This window comes from Thalassolituus sp. ST750PaO-4 (genome assembly GCF_020320405.1).
GTDB classification, from domain to species: Bacteria; Pseudomonadota; Gammaproteobacteria; order Pseudomonadales; family Oceanobacteraceae; genus Venatoribacter; species Venatoribacter alkanivorans.
Map to the genome: position 1 here is coordinate 277,530 of NZ_JABVCB010000008.1, position 19,130 is coordinate 296,659.

General features: G+C 55.0%; 20 protein-coding genes. 9 read left to right on the forward strand and 11 right to left on the reverse strand.

What is annotated here, in order from left to right; translation table 11 throughout:
* Positions 1-11: 11 nt before the first annotated feature.
* On the reverse strand, positions 12-1,028 hold the full coding sequence (locus HUF18_RS10715) for a putative solute-binding protein (RefSeq protein ID WP_222428581.1): 1,017 nt from the start codon (positions 1,026-1,028) through the stop codon (positions 12-14).
* A gap of 166 nt (positions 1,029-1,194) precedes the next feature.
* Here HUF18_RS10715 and HUF18_RS10720 point away from each other — a divergent pair, with 166 nt between their 5' ends.
* The 8 genes from HUF18_RS10720 (at position 1,195) to HUF18_RS10755 (ending at position 7,784) form a co-directional block, all read left to right on the forward strand.
* The gene (locus tag HUF18_RS10720; RefSeq protein WP_145469764.1) at positions 1,195-1,395 is read left to right on the forward strand and encodes a DUF2788 domain-containing protein; all 201 of its coding nucleotides are present in this window, start codon (positions 1,195-1,197) and stop codon (positions 1,393-1,395) included.
* A 183-nt stretch (positions 1,396-1,578) separates the two neighbouring features.
* Positions 1,579-2,109 (forward strand): hypothetical protein, encoded by a 531-nt coding sequence (locus tag HUF18_RS10725; protein ID WP_225692189.1) that lies wholly within the window; start codon positions 1,579-1,581, stop codon positions 2,107-2,109.
* A 95-nt stretch (positions 2,110-2,204) separates the two neighbouring features.
* Positions 2,205-2,456, forward strand: a complete 252-nt coding sequence (locus tag HUF18_RS10730; protein ID WP_225692190.1) for a DUF4404 family protein — start codon at positions 2,205-2,207, stop codon at positions 2,454-2,456.
* An 83-nt stretch (positions 2,457-2,539) separates the two neighbouring features.
* Positions 2,540-2,974: a CBS domain-containing protein gene (locus tag HUF18_RS10735; RefSeq protein WP_145469761.1), complete on the forward strand. Its 435-nt coding sequence runs from the start codon at positions 2,540-2,542 to the stop codon at positions 2,972-2,974.
* A gap of 223 nt (positions 2,975-3,197) precedes the next feature.
* The gene (locus HUF18_RS10740) at positions 3,198-3,896 is read left to right on the forward strand and encodes a helix-turn-helix domain-containing protein (protein ID WP_222428580.1); all 699 of its coding nucleotides are present in this window, start codon (positions 3,198-3,200) and stop codon (positions 3,894-3,896) included.
* Positions 3,897-3,974: 78 nt separating this feature from the next.
* Positions 3,975-5,132: a glycosyltransferase family 4 protein gene (locus HUF18_RS10745; protein WP_225692191.1), complete on the forward strand. Its 1,158-nt coding sequence runs from the start codon at positions 3,975-3,977 to the stop codon at positions 5,130-5,132.
* Positions 5,133-5,193: 61 nt separating this feature from the next.
* Entirely contained in the window at positions 5,194-5,496 is a 303-nt protein-coding gene (locus HUF18_RS10750; protein WP_145469758.1) for a hypothetical protein, read from the forward strand.
* Between the two features lie 74 nt (positions 5,497-5,570).
* Positions 5,571-7,784 (forward strand): CHASE2 domain-containing protein, encoded by a 2,214-nt coding sequence (locus HUF18_RS10755; protein WP_225692192.1) that lies wholly within the window; start codon positions 5,571-5,573, stop codon positions 7,782-7,784.
* Positions 7,785-7,804: 20 nt separating this feature from the next.
* Here HUF18_RS10755 and HUF18_RS10760 read toward each other — a convergent pair whose 3' ends face one another.
* Together HUF18_RS10760 and HUF18_RS10765 are read right to left on the reverse strand one after the other, a co-directional pair.
* Positions 7,805-9,493: a FecR family protein gene (locus HUF18_RS10760; RefSeq protein ID WP_225692193.1), complete on the reverse strand. Its 1,689-nt coding sequence runs from the start codon at positions 9,491-9,493 to the stop codon at positions 7,805-7,807.
* An 11-nt stretch (positions 9,494-9,504) separates the two neighbouring features.
* A complete protein-coding gene (locus tag HUF18_RS10765; protein ID WP_225692194.1) occupies positions 9,505-10,956 on the reverse strand; it encodes a tetratricopeptide repeat protein in 1,452 nt (483 codons plus the stop codon).
* 350 nt (positions 10,957-11,306) lie between these two features.
* Here HUF18_RS10765 and ccoM point away from each other — a divergent pair, with 350 nt between their 5' ends.
* Positions 11,307-11,426 carry a cytochrome c oxidase subunit CcoM gene (gene ccoM / locus HUF18_RS19780; protein WP_286716578.1) on the forward strand — a complete coding sequence of 40 codons (120 nt, stop codon included), beginning with the start codon at positions 11,307-11,309 and terminating at the stop codon, positions 11,424-11,426.
* Positions 11,427-11,528: 102 nt separating this feature from the next.
* On the opposite strand, the gene HUF18_RS10770 is transcribed toward ccoM, so the two are convergent.
* Genes HUF18_RS10770 through HUF18_RS10805 form a run of 8 tightly spaced genes read right to left on the reverse strand, consistent with a single transcriptional unit; the run spans position 11,529 to position 19,038 of the window.
* On the reverse strand, positions 11,529-12,302 hold the full coding sequence (locus HUF18_RS10770; protein ID WP_145469754.1) for a septal ring lytic transglycosylase RlpA family protein: 774 nt from the start codon (positions 12,300-12,302) through the stop codon (positions 11,529-11,531).
* Complete coding sequence (gene mltB, locus HUF18_RS10775; protein ID WP_145469753.1) at positions 12,299-13,273, reverse strand: lytic murein transglycosylase B; 975 nt, start codon at positions 13,271-13,273, stop codon at positions 12,299-12,301. The genes HUF18_RS10770 and mltB overlap by 4 nt, the downstream gene beginning before the upstream one ends.
* A gap of 11 nt (positions 13,274-13,284) precedes the next feature.
* Positions 13,285-14,430 carry a rod shape-determining protein RodA gene (rodA, locus tag HUF18_RS10780; protein WP_225692195.1) on the reverse strand — a complete coding sequence of 382 codons (1,146 nt, stop codon included), beginning with the start codon at positions 14,428-14,430 and terminating at the stop codon, positions 13,285-13,287.
* Positions 14,430-16,283, reverse strand: a complete 1,854-nt coding sequence (gene mrdA, locus HUF18_RS10785) for a penicillin-binding protein 2 (RefSeq protein ID WP_145469752.1) — start codon at positions 16,281-16,283, stop codon at positions 14,430-14,432. The genes rodA and mrdA overlap by 1 nt, the downstream gene beginning before the upstream one ends.
* Positions 16,284-16,290: 7 nt before the next feature.
* A complete protein-coding gene (gene rlmH, locus HUF18_RS10790; RefSeq protein ID WP_145469751.1) occupies positions 16,291-16,758 on the reverse strand; it encodes a 23S rRNA (pseudouridine(1915)-N(3))-methyltransferase RlmH in 468 nt (155 codons plus the stop codon).
* The gene (gene rsfS, locus HUF18_RS10795; RefSeq protein ID WP_145469750.1) at positions 16,755-17,105 is read right to left on the reverse strand and encodes a ribosome silencing factor; all 351 of its coding nucleotides are present in this window, start codon (positions 17,103-17,105) and stop codon (positions 16,755-16,757) included. Before rsfS ends, rlmH begins: the two co-directional genes overlap by 4 nt.
* A 6-nt stretch (positions 17,106-17,111) precedes the next feature.
* Entirely contained in the window at positions 17,112-17,801 is a 690-nt protein-coding gene (nadD, locus tag HUF18_RS10800) for a nicotinate-nucleotide adenylyltransferase (RefSeq protein WP_225692196.1), read from the reverse strand.
* Positions 17,782-19,038 (reverse strand): glutamate-5-semialdehyde dehydrogenase, encoded by a 1,257-nt coding sequence (locus HUF18_RS10805; protein ID WP_145469748.1) that lies wholly within the window; start codon positions 19,036-19,038, stop codon positions 17,782-17,784. Before HUF18_RS10805 ends, nadD begins: the two co-directional genes overlap by 20 nt.
* Positions 19,039-19,130 lie beyond the last annotated feature (92 nt).

The following is a 19,130-nucleotide window of genomic DNA, read 5'->3' on the forward strand; positions in this document are numbered from 1 at the left end:
TGGGGTTGGAATCAGCCTTCGGCCTTTTCAGCACATTCAAAATGGCCAGGATTAGCACGGCAGCGCAGACGGAACATCAGCTTCATCATCCGTGGGTCGTAAACCTCTTCGGCGGTTAGTTCCAGACGGATCTGACGCAACATTTCTTTGTACTCATCCATCATTTTCTGCGGCAGGTCGATCCAGTAGTTCTCCGGGATTCCGGCCTCCGCGACGCGGATATGTTCCATCGCTTTATCAAAATTACGGAAGGCAAACTCACGGCTCTGTTGTGCAAATTGTGGCGGGAAGCGCTTGCTGTGAATCAGCAGCTGGAAATTCATCTGCGCCATGCTGAAGCGATAAATACCTCCGTTTTCCCCCAGCCCTTTGTACATTTCGAAAGGCTGATAAGCGATGGCGGGGGCATAGGCAACGTCAACATCGCCATTATTAAAACGTGGTGCAAACGTGGCGACGCTGGATGGCACCATGGTGGCTCCTACATGTTCCACCACTTTTACCGAAGCCTTGTCGTAATCGAGAGTGGCAATGCGCTTGCCGGCTGCTGCCTCGACTGAATTGATGGCTTTATCGCGTACGTAAATATATACCGCACCGCCAGGCATGATACCGGCCACCTCATAATCACCCTGCAGCATATATTTGCTGGCCTGAGGTTTGGCGAGCATGCCGATTAAATCCTGCAACTGCTGATAATCGCTGATGCCGCCCAGCGCTTCGATACTGGCAGTAAAGGCGTTGTAGGGACGAACGCGCGTGCCTGTGACGCCCATCGCGTCACAATGACCGGCATTAAAATCGGCCAGCACGACGGCTTCGTTGGTATAGGCCTTTAACTCCAGTTCGGTTCCCCAGGACAGGGCGCTGGTCTGGTAATCACGCATGGCGTCGAATATCGGCCCTTTGGCACCGACCGGATCGAATACACAGAAGGTACGTTTGACGGTATCTGCATGGGCGGAAGACAGGCTGCACAGCAGAACAGCAAAAAGGATTAACAGGTGGCGTGAGGCGTTAGAAAACATAATCAGGACCTTTGTTTATTATTATGCAGGTCATCTGCCCGCTCATGATAACCGTCTGGGATGCGGTAGCAAGTCAGGCGCAGCATTGCCTTGCGGGCTGGTGCCAGAGCCCGCCTCTGAGTACCATACGCGCACTTTTTAGCTGTACACCGGAAGGTAGCGCGGAATGAATGCAGAGCTGTTTGAAACCTGGGCAATGAATATTGGCGTCACACTGTTGATCGGCTTTATGTTTTTCATTATTTACGACCTGGGTAAGCGCGCCAACGCCGGTAAGTTCGGGATGATGATTCTGCTGATTGGTCTGGGGCTGGGTATGGTTGGTTTTATTATTAAAACCGTACTGGTTGAAGTGCTTGATCTCTGAGCCATCCGGCATCTGACCAAAACACCAGATTTTTTAAGAACCTGGTGTGAATTCCTGCAGTAATGTCTGTCTGGTGCTAGCGCCAGCCTTGTTGTTTGTCTATACCTTAAAAGTATAAAGGATATCTTCTGTTTATCTGCTAACGGCAGAGGAGTCCGGCAATAATAACAACAGGGAGTGGTTATGGTTGCATGCAGCGCAGCACCAAGTCTGGAGCTATTGTCCCCAGAGCGGGGCGGAGCAGGAATCCAGCGGGTTCCATCAACCCTCAGCGGGCGTGCAGATGCCTGTGTTTATATCGTTAATCTGCCGGCAGATTCTGCTTCTCTGGGAATCGTGGGCTATACGCCTCAGCTCAGTGAACTGATTGAAGATGCTATGCCTCTTGTCTGGCACCTGCTTGCACGCCAGTCTCTGTCGGAACAACTCCCGATTTACCTTTTCTACGTGAACCCCCGTGATCAGATCGGCACTAATGCTGCGCGTTTGCTGCAATTGCTGCAGTTAATGTCCGGTAAGGCGCAAATCTGGGTGCCGGTGTCGACCAGCCACAGCGCGATCCTGCATTCGCTGCGCCTGATTTTGCCTGAAGCTGTGAGGCTGGATCTGAATTATTCATCTTTGCTGTATGTGGGCGACAACGCTAACCGCAAACCTATGAAGGCTATGGCTGAAGCCTGCGGTATGCCATTCTGCTTTCACGCGCTCTACTGAACAGGCTTTCTTGATTTGGATTAGCACCTGAGCCGCTGCAGTTGTTAGACTGACAGCAACAGTATGAACAGGCTTTAACCCAAGGAAGTTGCTTTATGCCTCAACAAGATCTCAAACAACAACTGCAACAGCTGCACGAAACCCTGCAGCAGAATCCACAGCTGGACGACAGCAGTCTGGAATTGCTGCACAGCATTGCCCGCGATATTAATGCCATGGATAACAGTGATGCGGCTGATATCGGCGAGCGGGTGCAGGAGCAGGCGATTCGTTTTGAGCAGGAACATCCGACCTTAGCGGGTATTCTGCATCAGATAGTGGATACGCTGGGGCGCATTGGCGTCTGAGCGCTGTACCGGGTACTGTACGTTGTGTGCCGGCGTCAGTATCCGGTACAGCGACCTGCGGAATTCGTTTTGAGGGAACAGCTATGCGCCATATGCCTACGATTGCAGAAATTATGACGGCGTTTCCGGTTCATGTGGAAGAAAGTCTGCCACTGGCCGAAGCCGCGGAACTGATGAAATCTCATAACTGCCATCACCTGCCGGTTATGGCCGAACATGAGGTTGTCGGGTTACTGACCATCGAAGATCTCAAACTGGCACAACAGCCGGGTCATACCTCCAGCGATCTCGGAGACCTGAGTGCCGGCGATATGTGTCGCCGGCAGATTAAACAGGTTGATCTGCATACCCGGCTGGATGTCGTTCTTATGGGGATGGCAGAACAGCATGTTAATGCGGTACTGATTATGCGTAATGATCGTCTGGCCGGAATCCTTACCAGTCAGGATGCCTGCCGCGGCTTTGCCCGCTGGCTGCAGAAAGAATACCTTCCGAGTGATGATCCGGGCGTAGCCTGAGGCGGCGCTTTCTCCGTAGTGGCCTCCGGTACTGCAGTTCCGGAGGTGCACCGCCTTGGAACATATCCATATTCCATTGTTTACAAATAGCGCATTTTTTCACGCTTTATCCTTCTTTTTTCCTGTCTTTCCGGCCGTAATCAGCCGTTTTTAAGCGCATCCTGAACAAAATAAAAACATGGTACGGAGTTTGCGAAAGGCTGATTATCAGGAGGAGCAGCCTATGTATAAAATTGCCGATATTCAGGATTACCGTCAGCCCGTTATGCCCGTTTCATCCATGCCATCGGCCTGGCTGAACAGCGTGACCGAAATTATTGAAAGCCGTTACCACGATGAGGACAGTATCCAGCAGCTGTTGTTGCTGGTGGCCGAAAACAGCGGACTGAATAATGTTTCCGTAGCCTTACCGGATTCTCCCAGCCGTTTTAAAGCTCAGTACTGTTCCACCGGAGTCAGTAACGGTGTTTACAGTTTCGCCGTACAGCATGCCCTGTGCCGTCAGTTTGAATCACGTGAGTGGTTGGTGATTAAAGATGGCAGCGAGCGCCCTGAGCGGTTCGAACCTTTTATCGATTCTTTGTGTCAGCAAGATCGCTGTCTGCTGGTGCCTCTGGTGTTGCGTCAGTCGGTACTGGCGGTGCTGGTGATGGATCTGCGTGGTGCACGGGCAGACCATATCGATCTGGCGCTGGTGAATTTTCTTGGTGCGCAGATTGCCCATATGCTGGCCACCCAGGTGGTGCCGAATTTCAAAACACTTTATGCCCGCCCTTACCAGCGGGTACAGGCCGATGAACTGAGTGACATTCAGTCGGCAATTGCCAAATGCAGCGGAAATAAGACCATGGCAGCGAAAGTGCTCGGCCTGACGCCGCGTCAGCTGCGTTATCGCTTGTCCAAACTTTCCGGCGAGTGCTGACACTCCTTCCTCTCTTCATAAAACTGTCATGGGTTAAGCGTCACACTGGTGGAATAATCACCAGAGTGCCGCTTAACCATGGCCAAGATCCGCATTTCGATCGTCACGGAAACCTATGTTCCGGACGTTAACGGCGTTGCCAATTCCCTGCGCCAGCTCCTCAGTGAACTGAACCCTGAACAATTTTGTATTCAGATTATCCGCACGGCACCGCGCAGCGACTGGCTGCCTGAAACCGAAGAAGTCTGGTGTCGTGGCCTGACCATCCCGATGTACCCGGATCTGCAGCTTGGATTACCAGCCCGGCGCCGGGTGGCCAGAGCCTGGCAAAGTTTCCAGCCGGATCTGGTGTACATTGCGACCGAAGGCCCGCTGGGTAACTCTGCTCTGCGCCAGGCCCGTAAGCAGGGTATTCCGGTTATCAGTGCCTTCCACACCAACTTCCATCGCTACAGCAGCTATTACGGCCTTGGCTGGATCAAAACACTGACCCTGGCCTGGCTGCGGCGTTTTCATAACCGCACGGCGGCCACGCTGGTGCCGGCGGGTGAAATCGCAAGCGCATTAAGCAGCGAAGGTTTCCGCAATGTCTCGGTGCTGCCTCACGGGGTTGATTGCCAGCTGTTTCATCCGCGCCGGCGCAGCATTGCTTTGCGTCAGCAGTGGCAGGTTGGCGCTGAACCGGTGCTGTTGTATGTCGGACGCATTGCCGCTGAGAAAAATATTCCGCTGGCAATCCGCAGTTGGCAGGCGTTGCGGGTGCAGGGGAACAATGCCCGTCTGATCATGGTGGGTGATGGTCCTATGCGGGCGGAGCTGGAGCGAGAACATCCGCAGATTATTTTTGCCGGCGTGCAAACCGGTGAAACACTGGCGCGTTATTTTGCTTCAGCCGATGCCTTTATCTTCCCCAGCCAGACAGAGACTTTTGGCCTGGTAACGCTGGAGGCGATGGCCAGTGGTTTGCCGGTCGTGGCGTTCAATATGGCTGCCGCGCAGATGCATGTGCAACCCGGGGTTAATGGTGAGCTGGCGGCGGACGATACGGATGAGGCGTTTATTGCTGCGACATCGCGTCTTGTTGGTGGTGATCTTCAGGCCATGGGCATCGCGGCTCGTCTTCAGGCTGAGCGTGCCAGCTGGCAGAGTGTGGCAGAGCAATTTGCTGCACTGGCGAGCCGTCATACCGGAGCGGCTGCGCCGAATAAAACTGAACAGATTCAAACTATGGTATGAGGGTTGCAGTACTTCGTTTAACTGAGACTTCTGATAGTAGCTATTAACCGGAGATGATTGCATGGAATTCAACCGTCATAACATCGCTTTGCTGCAAAAGATCAAACGACTGGCGAAAGACGAGCAGGGATGCGTGATTCACTTTGATTCACCGTCCCTTGAGCATGACCTGCGTGTTCTGGTGCAAAGCGGCGTCAGCCGTGATTTGCTGGCCCTGATTGAGGAGTTTCTGCCAACCCAGGAGCCACCAGAGCTGCATGAAATCAGCCATGTATACCGTGGCAGCCAGCGCCTGATGGATGATTCTGAGCGGGTCAGCAAACGTACCCAGCGTGTGTACCGCGGTCAGGTGGTGATGGCCTGAACTGCGGCTGGTGCGACATTAAAGTGCGCCTGTGCTAGTGTTCGCCCAATGCAGGGACGTTTCTGAGGGACTCTATGCGCTGGGGATCATTGTCTCGCACGCGTCTGCCCATTTTATTGGGCGTGTTACTGACCGCTTATTTTATTCTGCTGAGCCTGCAGCCCGGGCAAAGTCCCGGCCATTGGCTGAAACGACTCGACTTTCTGCTTTACGACCTGCGCTTTAACGCAGCACTCGACTGGCATCCGCCCGAACGTGGCGAGCAGCCAATTATCATTATCGACATCGATGAAAAATCCCTTGCCCATGAAGGCCGCTGGCCCTGGAGCCGGCACAAACTCGCCGATCTGGTAACCACTCTGGCGCAGTATGGCGCAGTGGTTGTGGCCTTTGACGTGGTGTTCTCTGAGCCGGAACGTAACCCGGTGGACGATATCCGCAAGCGCCTGGCGGTTGATGGTGAGCGCTGGCAGGCGCCCGAAGGATGGCGCCGGCAGGTTGATGCCGATACTCATTTTGCACAGGAATTACCGGCGACCGATACGGTGCTGGGTTTTTTCTTTCTTGATGAGGGCAATGTGAGCGTGGGTCGTTTACCGGCTCCGGTCTACCGGTTGCCGGTGGAGGCTGCCAGACGTTCGGTGGTGATCGCCAAGCCGGGCTATGCTGCCAATCTGCCACTGCTGCAGGATGCTGCCGCCGGTGCTGGCTTTGTCACCACCTTTGCCGATGCTGATGGCGCGATCCGCCGGGCGCCACTGGTTATCCGCTATGGTAACGATCTGTACCCATCGCTGGCACTGGCGACGGTGATGGCTTATCTGTTCGACCGCACCTTGCAACTGGAAACGGTTGCGCTGGGCGATGTTGATGTACTGCGCTATGCCGGTGTCGGGGGACAGCTGGCACGTACCGATGCCGCTGGCCGGGTGATTGTGCCGTATAAAGGGCCAAAGCGTACTTTTACCTATTTTTCTGCCACCGATGTGCTCAATGGCAATATCAGCGACGATGCGCTGGAAGGTGCCATTGTGTTGGTGGGCACCTCAGCCCTCGGCTTATCGGATCTGCGTGCCACGCCGGTGGGTACGCAGTATCCGGGGGTGGAAGTACATGCCAATGTGATCGAAGCCCTACTTAATGATGAATTCCCATACCGTCCGGAATGGGAAGCGGGTGCGCTGCTTGCCCAGTTGTTGTTGTTTGGCATTGTGCTGTCATTCTGGCTGCCACGGCTTGGGCCTTTCAGTGCCATGTTGCTGAGTGGTCTGGCGGTCGTACTGGTGATCAGTGGCAATTTTTATCTGTGGTCCTATCAGAACCTCGATTTACCGCTGGCAGCGGTATTGCTGCTGGTTGGCGGGCTGACGATCGTTAATCTGGGGTATGGCTTTGTCAGCGAAAATCTCAGCCGTCGATTGCTGAAAGGGATGTTCGACCAGTATGTGCCGCCGGCGCATATTGAGCGGATGATGAATGACCCTGCGGCTTATCAGTTTGCCGGGGAAAGCAAAGAGCTGACGGTACTGTTCAGCGATATCCGCAGCTTTACCAATATCTCTGAAAATCTGTCGGCCGCTGATCTTAAGGCACTGCTGAACAGCTACTTCACGCCCATCACCAAAGTGATTTTTGATAATGAAGGCACCATCGATAAATACGTCGGCGATATGGTGATGGCTTTCTGGGGAGCACCACTGGATGACGAACGTCATGCCTGTCATGCGGTACAGGCAGCGCTCAGTATGCAGCGCGTTACGGCCTCGCTGCGTGAAGAGTTCATTGCCCGTGGCTGGCCGGCGATTGAAATCGGCATTGGCATTAATACCGGTCCGATGAATGTTGGCGATATGGGATCATCCTACCGCCGTGCCTATACCGTGCTGGGGGATGCGGTGAATCTGGGTTCCCGGCTGGAAAGCATTACCAAGTTTTATGGTGTGAAGATTCTGGTTGGTGAGAACACCCATGCCCAGGCACCGGAGTTTGTTTACCGCTATGTCGACCGTATTCAGGTAAAAGGTAAAAACGAACCTATCCGCGTCTATGAACCGCTGGGCCTGGCAGGTGAAGTTGATGAGGCAACGCGGCAGGAGCTGGCACTGCAGCAGCAGGGAACCGAGCATTATTTTGCCCGCCGCTGGGATGAAGCGGTGCTGATTTTTACACAGTTATGGCAGCAACAGCCACGGCGTTTATATCAGGTATATATCGAGCGCATCGGCAGCCTGCGCCAGCAGACGCTGGCCGAGGACTGGGATGGTGTCTTCCGCCATACCGAGAAGTAAGCGGAAGATAGAGGTCAGCTTCAGAACTGACCTGTCCGCACCTGTTGTGGCCAGACAACAATGCCGGCGGCACTGTTGCCGTCCATATCGATCAGGTTGAAACTGCCGGCAAATACGCCGCCTGACGGAGCGACCAGTACGCCACTGAACTGGCTGGCGACGGCGTCCAGCGCAGAGCTTTCGCCGTGATAACCTGTGCCGAACTGCATCTGAACCAGCGCTGTATTTTTACCGTTGGCGCCACCCGCACGGATGGTGCCGGTAAAGTCGGCGTTCCAGAAATTACCGCCGATACTCTGGCCACCACTGCCATCAGCATAGTCAGCACTCAGAAAACCATTACTGACAATACCGGTAGCAAAATCCAGATCAAAATTGCCGCTGGCACTGAGCAGAGCATTCCCTTTGCTGTCTGTTCCCAGGGCCTGAGTGCCGCCGAAATATACCGAGCCTGAGGTGGGGATATTGCCTTCAAGGGCGGGATTGGCAATCACCCATATAACCGGCGATTCGACAGCGGTGACAACCAGCGAACTTTCTTCCAGCAACTGTGAAACCGGCGCCTCTGCGCTGCCGTTCCAGATGCCCCATTCAATACCGGCAATATCCGCCATCTCCGGCAGCAATGTACTGTCGGTTGTGCCACTGTAACGGGTGATATCAATACCGTTATTGTCGTCGACGGATACAAACACCGGCTCGCCACGCTCGTCACGGAAAGCGGATACAGGAATTGCTTTGCCATTAACAATAATGCTGCCGACGCTGGTACTGGTGAGAAAGGCGGTGAATTCTTCCGAACTCAGGCGCAGATCCGGTGAGGTGATCACAGGACCGCCGTCGCCACCATCACCACCGTCTCCACCATCAGGAGGGGTGTTATCAATCAGATTACCGGCTTCTTTCAAGGTATCTTCATGACCACTGTCGGCATCCTGATCAAGAGGTGGCGGAACTTTGTTATCGCCGCTGGTGTTATTCAGTACCGTTGTAGCCGGGCTGGTAGTGGCTGTTCCGGGAGGTGGTGTGCTGCCATCCGGATTTTCTGAACCGGTTGTACTCATGCTGTCTGGTATGACGTCAGAATCTGCATTATCCAGTGCCTGCGGTGCTTCCAGCATTCCCTGAAAGCCAGTGTTACCCAGTACGCCAAAGTTGAAATCAGCATTCTGACCAAGATTAAAATCGCCCTGATCTGAGGACAGCGTAATGCCTCCTTTCCAGACTCCCGCCATCAGCTGGCCTTTGGCCAGTAAGGCGCTGTAGAGCGTGCCACGGATACCGATGCTGGCAACGGGGGTGTCGACCCGGTAAGCCTCTTTATTGCCTTTGCCAATACTGCCGGTCAGGGTGCGGAACCCACCTTCCACCAGTTCCATCAGCACCTTGCCCCCTTTGCCATCGGCATCGGCCTGCTGGTAGGCATGAATACTGAGCTGGCTGTTTTCCTGCAGAGCCAGCAGGGCGTTATCGATAAAGCGGATCTGTACGCGGCTGCCGGTACCGGTACGAATGGTGTCGCTGGGGTAAATTTCATCGCGGCGCTTCAGATTGCGGCTGCTGCCATCGGCTGCCTGCGCAGTGACATCGCCTTTTACCATGATTATGTGGCCGGCCAGTTCGGCTGCGCGGGCTGAGTTCAGTGTGAACATCATCAGCAGAATAACCATTGCCTGAAACAGGCAGGCTGAACGTGTAATCCGGTGCATGATGGCCTCCATCAGAATGTCCAGTTGATGCCCGCTTCGAGCAGCGTGCGGTCATATTCGTACAAGGGGAGATTGCTGTTGTAACGGACCTGGCTGGCCTGGGTGTAAAGGGTCAGGGCTGGTAACAGGGTATAGCCGTAGCCCAGTACCAGCTGGATCATTTGCTCGGCACGGGTTTCGCCGGCGGCGAGCAGGTTGTCTGCCGGAAATGCCCCCTGAAACTGGTAGTCGCGCAGAATCAGGCTGGCATACAGACTGCTGTGAATGTTCAGCAGTTGCTGAGCACTCAGGTTAATACCCTGCGTGTCCCGTGCCTGATACTCCTGTTCGCCGTCATCGGTGGCCAGCACCAGTGCAAACTGGGCTGAGAGCGATCCGGCTGAAAAAGCGGCACCCGCCTGAAGTTCGGCCTGCAGCAGGTCGAGATCATCATTGAGCTTATTGTCCTGGCTACTCAGTGTCAGACGGGTCTGACTCTGCCATTCGCTGGCCAGCTGGTAGTTCCATTCCAGATTCGCCGACAGGTCTGACAGCAGATCATCCCGGCCCAGCCAATAGTGGCTGTAACGACCGCCAAGCCGCAGATTGTGACGTCCACGGACCATCCGCATACCGCCGCTGGCGTAGAGGTTATCCAGATCAAACAGATCATCGGCGGCGTTGTCTTTGCGGCTGGCTCCTAACTGCAGGTCGATGGCGCTGCGCTGTGTCAGTGGGCTGATATAACTGCCCTGGGCCCGCAGCTGATAGTAGCCACTGCCTTTAGCGCGCTGATCACGGCTCAGGCGCGCGGTCAGCAGGCCGTCGAGCAGGTCGACCTCATTGAGATCAGTGGCGGTATTGTAGTTGGAGTCATAACCGCCGCTGGCGGAGACAAAACCTCCCCAGGCAGGCATCACGCTCTGGCGCTGCTCCTGAATACGTTGCAGGAACTGTGCAATGGTCTCCCGGACCTGGGCAGGCGGGTTGGTACTCTGAACCCGGCTGAACTCCTGCTCGGCAGCATCGTGATTACCAAGGTAATAGTAAGCACGTGCTAACTCCAGACGGTAGCGGGCAACTGCCGGGTAGTTGCTGCTGAGGCGCTCGAAGCCGAATAAGGCTTCATTGAAATATCCAAGCTGGGCAGCGCTGAATGCGTAATAAAAATCGAATGACGGGTCGCCTTCGTAAAGGCTGAGCAGTGGTTGTGCCAGTTGATAGGCGCTCTGGTAGTCCTGCTGCCGGATCAGTTGTGACAGTTGCTGATTGGTTCGTGCCAGTGTTGTGGTATCTGCTTCGGGCGCTGCACCTGGTGTAACAGGCGTTAGGGCTGGTGTGGCTTGGTCTGCCGGAACTTCTGCCGTTGCCTCTGTCACAGAGGACGTTCCGGCGGCGGGTTGTTCTTCCGCCTGCAGCAGGGCCGCAGAGAACAATGATCCGCACAGCAGCAGTGAAGCAGCTTGTGTAATTGGTCCTTTCACCTTGCTCAGTCCTTTATGGTCGCCGGTTTACATAGTGTGCACTGACTGACGATAAATACCAATAATTGCGCAGTGTCTGTCTGCTGCATGGCTGCAAGGGATCTGCGCAGGATTGTTGATGCTCAGCATGTTCAGGTAGCAAGGTTTACACCATTAGTCATAATAACTGTATGGTTATTTGATGTGCATCAAGCTCCGTATCAACCTCTTTCAGGGGCGATTTTTTCGTTGATTTACATCAATTCTGCCTTCCGGCCCCTTGCTAAAGTGACTTCATACCAAGCGCAATGAAGCAGCCAACGCAGCCATTGCCGCTTCGAACTGCACGGCTTAACTGAGAGGTGAGCACTATGTTTATGGATGAAGTTGTATTTTCCGGCCTGATTATTGTTGCCCTGACCTGCGCCTTCTTTGGCGGCGTTTACTGGGCTGTTAAGAAAGACATCGAAAAACACGGTACTGGTGAATAAGCCGGGCCAACACGCTTTAGTTTTACTGTTTCTGCGCTGAGTACCTTGCCTCTGGGCCTGACGTTGATCGTCATGGCCCCTTTTTTTGTCTCTTTGTTGTGATCAGTTCAGCTGGTGAGCAGCCAGCAGCAGTGGCTGGCGGATATTCAGCTGATTAAGCCGGTCCAGTACGGCCTGCAGATCATCGCCCTCGGGCACTGGTCCGATTCGCACTTTATGTAAACCGGCTCCGCCATCCTGAGTGCTGATGCTGACCGGCCAGGTCATGGGCGCCAGTGAGCGCTGCAGGCTGGCCTGCAGCCGTTGCGCGGCGGCGGCATCTGACAACGCGCTGACCTGCACCCAGCGTACGCTGTGGGCATGGGGTGGGGTGACAACTTCAACATCAACCACGGCCGTGCCCATTTTATTGATGCCAAGGCGAACGGCAGCAGCATAGGACAGATCAATAATCCGGCCTTCGTGGAACGGCCCGCGGTCATTGACCCGCACGATAATGGATTTGCCGTTATCAACCCGGGTAACACGGACATAGCTGGGCAGAGGCAGGGTTTTGTGGGCGGCGCTGAACTGATAAACGTCGTAAATTTCGCCGTTTGAGGTGCGGTGACCATGAAATTTCATACCGTACCAGGAAGCAATACCGCGTTCTTTGTAGTTATCGGCTTTGTCCATCACCTGATATTCCTTGCCGAATACCTGGTAGCTGCGCGGATTACCCATGCTGCTGCGGGGCTCTGCTTTAGGTTCCGGTTCCGGCAGATTGTGGATATCGGCAACGGTTGCCGGAGTGAAGTCGTTGGCGTGCTGATAACGCGAGGTCGCACAGCCTGCCAGCACCAGTGTCAGTGCCAGCAGAAGGGTAACCGCTCTCAACGCAGCGCCTCACTCAACTGATAGACGGCCATGGCATACATGCGGCTGTGGTTGTAGCGGGTGATAACATAAAAATTGTGCTCACCGAGCCAGAATTCTGCACCGACTTTTCCCTGCAGACGGATCAGGTTCGCGGGGCGGTCTTCGGCGACTTTGTTGGTCGGTTCCACGCCCAGTGCTTTTAATTCGGCAACGGTCCATTTGGGTTTGAGGCTGTCGTTGATGATTTCTTCATAGTCTTTACCGCTGACCCGAACGCGTTGGGTTACGGCTTCACCGGTGCGCCAGCCGTGGCGTTTGAAGTAGTTGGCGACGCTGAAAATCGCATCCGCAGGATTCCCCCACAGATCACGCTTACCGTCTTTGTCGGCATCAACGGCGTAGTTCAGAAAACTGGTAGGAATAAACTGGCCATAACCCATCGCCCCGGCATACGAACCTTTGACACTGGCCGGGTCGATTTTTTCATCGCGGGCGAGAGCAAAGAAGGCTTTTAATTCGCGCCAGAACAGCGGCCGCTGCGGATAGTCAAAGGCCAGTGTGGCGAGGGAATCGAGTACGCGATAATTTCCCTGACGGGTTCCATAAAACGTTTCTACGCCGATGATGGCAGCAATAATGTGTTTATCAACACCGAATTTTTGTTCGGCCTGTTGCAGCAGCTCGGCATGTTCCTGCAAAAATGCTTTACCGGCAGATATGCGTTTTGAGGTCAGGAATATATCCTGATATTCGTCCCACTCTTTTACTTTTTCGGCCGGACGGGCAATGGCTTCGAGAACGGAGTCGAGCTTTTCGGCATGGGTCAGCCAGGCGCGGATTTCGGCCGGATCAATTTTGTATTCTTTGCTGGCTTCAGCAATAAATTCGTCGCTGCGCGGATGCTGATCATAAGCTGCAGAAACAGGCAGGGCTGCACATAACAATAAAGCGCTGCTTAATTTACTCAGGGTGTCACGGAAAAAACGCATAAATCTGTATCCTAATTCTGCCGGTGGGTGTACATGGACATAATTAAACCGAAAGCCGTCAGCAGACTGACTACCGAGGTGCCACCGTAGCTCACCAACGGTAAGGGTACGCCGACCACTGGTAATATGCCACTGACCATACCTATGTTTACGAATACATAGATAAAAAACGTAACGGCCAGACTACCGGACAACAAACGACCGAATAAAGTTTCACAGCGGGAAGACAGATACAGGCAACGCATAATAATCAGAAAGTACAATATCAGCAGGGCAAGTACGCCAATCAGGCCGAGTTCTTCTGCCAGTACGGCGATAATAAAATCGGTATGGCTTTCCGGCAGAAACTCAAGCTGCGACTGAGTGCCCTGTAAAAATCCCTTGCCATCAATGCCGCCTGAACCAATGGCCGTTTTTGACTGAATAATATTCCAGCCGGACCCGAGCGGATCGCTTTCCGGATTAAGAAAAGTCAGCACCCGTTGTTTCTGATATTCACGCATCACAAAAAACCACATCAGTGGTGCACAGGCTGCGACAATACCTATCATCGACAGTATTAATGCCCAGGACATACCGGCAAAAAACAACACCAGAATTCCGGACGCGCTGATCAGAATGGATGTACCGAGATCGGGTTGTTTCAGAATCAGAATGGTGGGCAGGCCAATAATTATCATGGCCTTAATCAGGTCGAAAAAACGCGGCGGTACAGGACGGGTCGACATATACCAGGCGACCGTCAGGGGCAGCGCCAGCTTCACCAGCTCTGATGGCTGAAAACGCGGCAGACCGGGTAGCTCCAGCCAGCGTTGTGCGCCTTTGGCACCCACGCCCATGACCAGTACGCCGATAAGCGCAATAACACCGATGGCAAAGGCCCAGGGAGCCACTGTCTGATAAAAGCGCGGAGGAAACTGGGCCACGACAATCAGGACGATAAAACCGATCAGAAAATGCAGCGCCTGACGTTTGACCATGGTCATATCCTGGCCGCTGCCGCTGTACAGAATCAGCAGGCCGCAACCGGCCAGCAGCAGAATCAGCAGGAACAGTATGAGGTCGATGTGCATGCGCTCAAACCAGGCGCGGCTGCGATCGAAACCATGCTGGTGATGGCCGCTGCCCATGGTGCGGCTGAAATCGGTATTAGCCACTAGCCTTCTGCGCCTCCGAGGTATTCGTTAATGATGCTCTGTGCAATCGGGCCGGCGGTACGGCCGGCGGATTCACCGTTTTCGATCACCACGGCAATGGCAATTTCTGGCTTTTCCACCGGAGCAAAAGCAATAAAGAGTGCGTGGTCACGCCAGCGCTCACGCAGGGATTCGGAGTCGTACTCTTCATCCTGTTTGATGCCCACGACCTGCGCGGTACCGGTTTTGCCGGCAATCGGGTAGCGCAGTTTGCTCAGCAGGCGCCGGGCTGTGCCACGGCTGCCGCTGATCACCTGTTCCATGGCGTGATACATCTGTTCCCAGTCCTGCGGGTTTTTCAGCTGAATATCGGCAATATCGCCATGCGGAATTTCGTCGGCTATATCGTTATGCGCCAGAATCAGACGCGGTACCTGCCACTGACCACGATTGGCCAGTACTGCGGTTGCGGTGGCCAGCTGCATCGGCGTAACCAGCATAAAGCCCTGACCAATACCGAGGTTGACGGTATCACCGGCGTACCAGAAGGATTTTCTTTTGGCCCGTTTCCAGTCGCGGTCGGGCAATAAACCCGGCAGGGCGTTGCTGATGTCCAGTGTCATATTGCGGCCAAAGCCGAACTGAGCGAGGAACGGCGAAATATTGTCGATACCGGCCCGTACAGCGACGTCGTAAAAATAGGTGTCACAGGATTCAACAATGGCACGCTGCAGGTTTACTTTTCCGTGGCCGCTGCGCTTCCAGTCGCGATACAGGCGTTCATCATTTTCCAGCTGATACCAGCCCGGATCATCGATGCTCTCGTTCCAGCTGGTAATGCCGGAGTTCAGTGCCGCTAAGCCAACGAAAGGCTTGAGAGTGGAGGCTGGTGGATACTGGCCACGGATTGCCCGGTCAAACAATGGCAGATCGGGATTGTCACGCAGGCTTGAATAATCTTTGTGTGAGATTCCGGTAACAAATAAGTTCGGATCGAAACTCGGGTTGGAGTACAGACTGATAATACCGCCGGTTGCCACTTCGATTGCAACGAGGGCGCCACGCATCCCCTTCATTTCTTTTTCTGCCAGCTTCTGCAAGCGGCTGTCGAGGTGCAGGCTGATGTCCTGGCCGGGCACAGGGTCCTGACGTTCAATAATCTGGATAACCCGTCCACGGGCGTTGGTTTCTACTTTCTGGTAGCCCACTTCACCGTGCAGATCCTGCTCGTAACGGCGCTCTACGCCGAGCTTGCCGATAAACTGGGTCGCGCTGTAACGGCGCTTAGTTTCCGGGTCGGTGTCGAGGGTGGCCTGCTCCTGCTGGTTGATCCGGCCAACATAACCCAGTACATGAGCAAAGGTTTCACCTTGCGGGTAATGCCGCACCAGCTGGGCTTCAACGTCGACACCGGGCAGGTAAAAACGGTTGACCATCACTTTGGCAATGTCGTCTTCGCTCAGCTGGTGGCGCAGCACTACAGGCTCAAACGGCCGGCGGCGGAAGCCCTGACGTTTTTCAAACTGTTCGCGGTCACGTTCGCTGATACCGATCAGCTGATCGAGGAAAGCGATTGTCTGCTCCATATCGCGTACCCGTTCCGGTACCAGGGTCAGACTGTAAGAGGGGATGTTTTCGGCCAGCAGAATGCCGTTGCGGTCGTAAATCAGACCGCGGTTAGGTGCGATAGGACGCAGCTGAATACGGTTGTTTTCCGACAGGTCTTTGTATTTTTCGTAGAGGTTGATCTGCAGATAGGCCATGCGCCAGGCCAGTATGCACAGCATCAGGAAAATAAAGATGGCCAGTGTTAATGCGCGGGAGCGGAACAGCCTCCGTTCTGCCGATTTATCCCTGAATGAATGCTCCCACATAAACGACTCACTTATGGTAAGGGTGGCCCTGCAGGATGCTCCACGCACGGTACAGCTGTTCGGCCAGCAGTACACGCACCAGCGGGTGGGGCAGAGTCAGTGCTGACAGCGACCAGCGCTGTCTGGCCAGTGCCAGTACTTCGGCAGTCATGCCATCCGGGCCGCCGACCAGCAGGGCCACATCGCCGCCCTGCATGCGCCAGCCTTCCAGCTGCTGTGACAACTGCTCGGTCGACCAGTTGCTGCCTTTTACATCCAGCGCCACGACATGATCCTGCGGACGGATTGCTTTACGCAGAGCGTCAGCTTCCTGCTGCATGGCTTTTTCTTTGCTGGTGTTTTTGGCGCGGTGTCCCGGCGGAATTTCCACAAGTTCGATGCTGCAGTCGGCAGGCAGGCGCTTGGCGTATTCCGCAAAGCCCTGTTCCACCCATGCCGGCATCTTATGACCTACCGCCAGAAGGCGCAGTTTCATGCCTCAGATTGTCCGGTCTCTGCGCCGGGTTCTCCCCAGAGGCGCTCCAGATCGTAGAAGTGGCGGGACTGGTCGGTCATAACGTGTACCACCACATCAATCAGGTCGATCAGAACCCAATCAGCGGCGGCACGACCTTCCGTACCGTTAGGGCGCAGGCCGGCGTGCTTGGCTTTTTCTTCTACGTTAGCGGCAACAGCTGTGACGTGACGGTTAGAAGTACCGGTTGCGATGATCATCCAGTCGGTTACCGAAGTACGGCCGCGGACGTCGAGAACGGTGATATTTTGCGCTTTCAGGTCTTCCAAAGCGTCGATCACCAGAGATTTGATTTGCTCAGTTTGCATTCAGTTCTATCGATAGAGTTGTTGTTGGGTTATGTAATCCAGCACCGCGTCCGGTGTCAGAAAGGTCACATTGTCGCCCTGCTTGATAGCCCGGCGCAAGTCGGAGGCGGATATATCCAGCTCCGGCCAGTGATGAAGACAGATATGACCGGCTTCAGCGGCCAGTAAATCGGTCAGTGAGCACTCACGTTGCTCTAATTGTTGTTCCTGCCAGTGGCTGACATTGCGCAATCCGGGACGGCTGATGACCAGCAGATTGGCTTCATCCAGCAGTGACTGCGGCTGATGCCAGTGTTCGAACCCCTGCCAGGCATCCTGTCCCATGACCCAGGTAAAACCGACGTCCGGATAAGCAGCGCGCAGGGCCGCGACGGTGATGGCGCTGTAGCTCAGGTCATCACGCTCAAGCTCGATGTTGCTCGGTTCAATCCCATCCAGATTGCGGCATGCCAGCAGCAGCATTGCCAGACGCTGTTCAGCGCTGGCCTGTGGCTGGGGCCGGTGTGGCGGAATGCGGTTGGGAATCAGCAGGACTTTTTCGAAGCCGAGATCGCGCAATTGCACGGCGATACGCAGATGACCGATATGAACCGGGTCAAAGGTACCGCCCAGCAGTGCCCAGCGTTTGCGGCGGCTGCCGGACGATTGCCCGGCGGTTGGCTGCGTGGCGGGCGGATTATTTACGGACTTCGCCATTACCCAGCACTACGTACTTTTGTGAGGTCAGACCGTCGAGACCGACCGGGCCGCGGGCATGGATTTTATCGGTCGAGATACCGATTTCGGCGCCCAGGCCGTACTCAAAACCATCGGCAAAGCGGGTTGAGGCGTTGACCATCACCGAGCTGGAGTCGACTTCGGTCAGGAAGCGCCGTGCCAGCGTGTAGTTTTCGCTGACGATGGTGTCGGTATGGTGTGAGCCATAGTGGTTGATATGGTCGATGGCGCTGTCCATATCGTCGACGATTTTCACCGCCAGTACCGGCGCCAGATATTCGGTATGCCAGTCTTCTTCCGTCGCGGCATTAATATCGGTCAGCAATTCACGGGTACGCTCACAGCCACGCAGCTCCACGCCAAGGGCTTCATAGGCTTCGGCCAGCTCCGGCAGGATATCGGCGGCCACGGCCTGATGCACCAGCAGGGTTTCCATGGTGTTACAGGTGCCGTAGCGGTGTGTCTTGGCGTTGATGGCGATATTGATGGCCTTGGTTTTATCGGCGAATTCGTCGATATACACATGGCAGATACCATCCAGATGCTTGATCACAATCACCTTGGCGTCACGGCTGATACGCTCAATCAGGCCTTTGCCACCGCGCGGTACGATCACGTCCACGTACTCCGGCATGGTGATTAACGCGCCGACTGCGGCACGGTCGGTGGTTTCCACCACCTGCACGGCACTGGCCGGCAGGCCGGCTTCTTCCAGTCCGGCGCTGATAATGGCGGCCAGTGTGCGGTTGGCTTCAATGGCTTCGGAACCACCACGCAGAATGGCGGCGTTGCCGGATTTCAGGCACAGGCTGGCGGCCTCAATGGTGACGTTCGGACGGCTTTCATAAATGATGCCGATAACGCCCAGGGGCACGCGCATCTTGCCCACCTGAATGCCGCTTGGACGGTATTTCAGATCGGTGATTTCGCCGACCGGATCGGCCAGTGTGGCGACCTGATGCAGGCCTTCGATCATGGTATCGATACGCTCGTCGGTCAGTTCCAGACGATCGAGCAGGGCAGCCTCAAGGCCATTGTCGCGGCCGCGCTGCATATCACGCTGGTTGGCGGCCTTGATGGCATCGCGCTGGGCGGTAATGGCGTCGGCAATGGCCAGTAGCGCCTTATTTTTGTCCTGAGTCGACGCACGGGCCATGGCACGGGAGGCCTGGCGGGCATTCTGACCCAGGGTCTGCATGTATTCGATTACATCCATCGATCACACCTGAACAGTCTGTAGCGGGAGAAAGTGCGCTAGTATACACCAACAACTACAATGAAAGCGTCCGCAGCCTCTGCGGTGCAGTA